Origin of the sequence: Psychroserpens burtonensis DSM 12212 (assembly GCF_000425305.1) — a bacterium.
In the GTDB taxonomy this organism is placed as follows: Bacteria; Bacteroidota; Bacteroidia; order Flavobacteriales; family Flavobacteriaceae; genus Psychroserpens; species Psychroserpens burtonensis.
Genome location: NZ_AUDE01000053.1, coordinates 1 through 3,148 on the forward strand (window position 1 = coordinate 1; position 3,148 = coordinate 3,148).

A 3,148-nucleotide genomic window follows, 5' to 3' on the forward strand; every position below is an offset into this window, starting at 1 on the left:
AATTTAAAAGGTTCGCTGTAACGTCTAATTACTTTGTCATTTCTATACATAATGTTTAAAATTATGTAGCCTTATTTCAGGACGGGTCATAATGATGCACAACGGTTCCTGTATGGTTAGTGGCGTATTTAAATTACTGAACTTTCAGTTTAACACAGAACTTTGTTAAAATAACTGAACTTCAAATTTAGCAAAATGTAGCCATTAACTATACAGATTGTTACCAATAGTTTTTATTTATCCATCCAATTTTTAAAGTCTGTAGATTTTTCTCTGCTAACAAATATAGTTTCTTCATATTCAGGAATAAGATGTAATTTTAATTTTCCTTTAAACCAAAGTGAGATTTTTGATATTGCTTTTACATTGGTAATTACTTGACGATTAATTCGATAAAAATAAGTTGAATTTAATAATCCCGTAAGTTCTTCTAATGTGAATTTTATAGGATACCTGTCACCATTATTTAACACAATATATGTAAAGTCTTTTTTATAAAAATATGCAATTTCTGAAGTTAGAATTATTTTTAATTCGTCACCCTTATTAACTAAAAAACGCTCTTTATAATTCTTATTATTGGATATTGATTTTAAATCTTCAATCAATTTATCAAAAGGTGTTGCATTAGGTAAAACATTAGAATGATATTTGTTTAATGCCTTTTCTACGGTTTTTTGTGTGATGGGTTTTAGTAAATAGTCAATACTATTTAATTCAAAAGCCTTTATTGCAAATTCATCATAAGCTGTTGTAAATACAATTGGACAGGTTACATCTACAGTTTCAAAAATTTTAAAACTAAGGTCATCACTTAAGTGAATGTCCAAAAAAATGATGTCTGGTAATGCATTAGATTTAAACCAATCAATAGATTGTTCAACACTTTGCAACCAACTGACAATGTTGGTTGATTGATTAATTTCGAATAAAATGCGTTTCAAGTTTTCAAAAGCACTCTCTTCATCTTCAATAATTAAAACATTTATCATTTAATTTTTAATAAAGGTAATTTAACGAAAAACAGATTGTCTTCATTTTTAATAATAACATTTTTATTCGTTAGAAATTTATATTGCTCTGCTAAAATATACAATCCTTTTTTTGTAGAATCTACATTGTTTTTTAAGTTTATTTTATTTTCAACAGATAAGTAATCCTCATTTTGCTTAATAGTGAAGTGCATTGGATGCTTATCATCAATTCTGTTATGTTTTACAATGTTTTCTAGTAATAAATGCAAAGATATAGGAGGAAGCATATAGTCTAAATCATTTACATCGATAGAATAATTAAAATTTTTACCAAATCGTTTTTTCAGTAAGTAACTATAATTTTCAGCAAACTGAACCTCCTCTTTTAAGGAAACAACTTCTTTATCGGTGGTTTTTAAGATGTAACGATACATATCAGACATTTCCTTAAGAAAGTCATTTGCGATGGATTGATCTTGCTGTATTAACCCAGATAAGGTATTTAAGTTATTAAACAAAAAATGAGGATTTAATTGACTTTTTAACGCTCTATTTTGAAGCTCTAGCTCGTTTCTCTTTAAACGTTCATTTTCTTTATACTCAATTTTCCAGCGTTTGAAAAAGTTAAAACTGAATAACATACTAAGTAATATAATTCCTTTTAAAAAACCTTCAAGTGTGCTGAGTGAAAGCATAAAGAGATTGAATGTAGGAAACTCAGGGTGATAAAATGATATATAAACAGTTCTGAGTATAAAGTAAAGGCAATTGTTTATGAGGACAATGGCAAGAACTCCAAGAATGAACAACTTGAGATTCATTTGCCACCCTCTTTTTGTCAATGCGTTAAGAGATAATTGAGCAAGTAGCCAAATAACTCCAAATTGAATTGTAATTATGCCTACAACAAACCAATCAAAACCATAACTCGAATCTACAGTTTTACTCATCATAAAAAATGTAGTATAATAGATTAATCCTATTAATGGTATAAATAGTAAAGGATATATTCTAAACACATTATTTTTCATATTATGGAAATTTACATAATTGTATTTGGAATTTCATTTGTTTTAGGGAAATATTTTCTAAAAACTCCTTTCTTGTTTAGAAATGCAATTAATAGTAAAATGACAAATAAAATAATAAGATATATACAATCATTTATCCAGCTTGGGTCACTAATTATTTTAGTATTATAAAGACCTCCTAATTTCCAATTACTCTTTCCGAAAAATGAAAATGCTACCCAATTCGAACCGCTATGTATTCCAACAACAAACCAAATAGAATTTGAGTAATAGTATACTAATGAAAAAATGTATGAATATATAAATAGACTTAAAAAATAAACTAGACTAAAGTCGTTTAGAAAAAAATGACCTATCGTAAATATTAGTCCCATTATTGTAAAAATAATATGTGGGTTGATATGGTTTTTGAGCTTTTGAATTGGGTATGCTCGCATTCCTATTTCCTCAATGAATGAATTCCAAAATATAAAACCAAAGAAGAAATATAAATAATAACCTAAATAAGTGATCAATGTTACGTCTTCTGAAATAATCTTGGTAAATGTTATACTCGCTCCATTTAAGTATAGAATAAAATATTTTAAAGAGAATATAATAGTTCCAATAATAAATCCTATTAATGCTGGTAACCATATTTTACGGCTTAACCCTAGTTCTGAAAGTGATTTTTTGTGGATATATTTTTGTGCTAACCATATGGTGGTGATAGTACAAACTCCAAGCAAGAAGAAAAAGAAGATATAACTGAATGTAACTTTAAAATTTATGCTTGCATTCTCCCTAATATTAATGCCAAATAATTCTGCGATTTTAACAACCGGTAACATAACAGCTACAGATATTATAACAACTAGCGTAACTGTTATCATTTTTACCCATAATTTTTCTTTATATAGTTTTCTAATTTTTTCTATCATTATCTTTTGTTTTAGAAGACAATTCTATGAAATTTTGAATGAAGAAAAGGCGAAAAAAAAGTTAAGCAGTAATTATTTTGCTTAAAGCAGTAATAATTAAAGTTAAAAAGTTGTAGTTTTTTGATCACTGGTAATGTCTTGTCCTGAAATATGGCTACAGGTTAAAATTGAATTAAGCTGATAATTTATATACCATATTTGGTGTTTTATAATCTAAAGATAA

General features: G+C 26.9%; 3 protein-coding genes. All 3 read right to left on the reverse strand.

Annotation, left to right across the window (positions count from 1 at the left end; translation table 11 throughout):
- Positions 1–233: 233 nt before the first annotated feature.
- From H593_RS0115245 to H593_RS0115255, 3 genes are read right to left on the reverse strand one after another with little or no spacing between them, the layout of a single operon-like run.
- Positions 234–992: a LytR/AlgR family response regulator transcription factor gene (locus H593_RS0115245; protein ID WP_037052640.1), complete on the reverse strand. Its 759-nt coding sequence runs from the start codon at positions 990–992 to the stop codon at positions 234–236.
- Entirely contained in the window at positions 989–2,005 is a 1,017-nt protein-coding gene (locus tag H593_RS19475; protein WP_084142351.1) for a sensor histidine kinase, read from the reverse strand. Before H593_RS19475 ends, H593_RS0115245 begins: the two co-directional genes overlap by 4 nt.
- Positions 2,006–2,016: 11 nt before the next feature.
- Entirely contained in the window at positions 2,017–2,925 is a 909-nt protein-coding gene (locus H593_RS0115255) for a CPBP family intramembrane glutamic endopeptidase (RefSeq protein WP_028873220.1), read from the reverse strand.
- Positions 2,926–3,148: the final 223 nt, after the last annotated feature.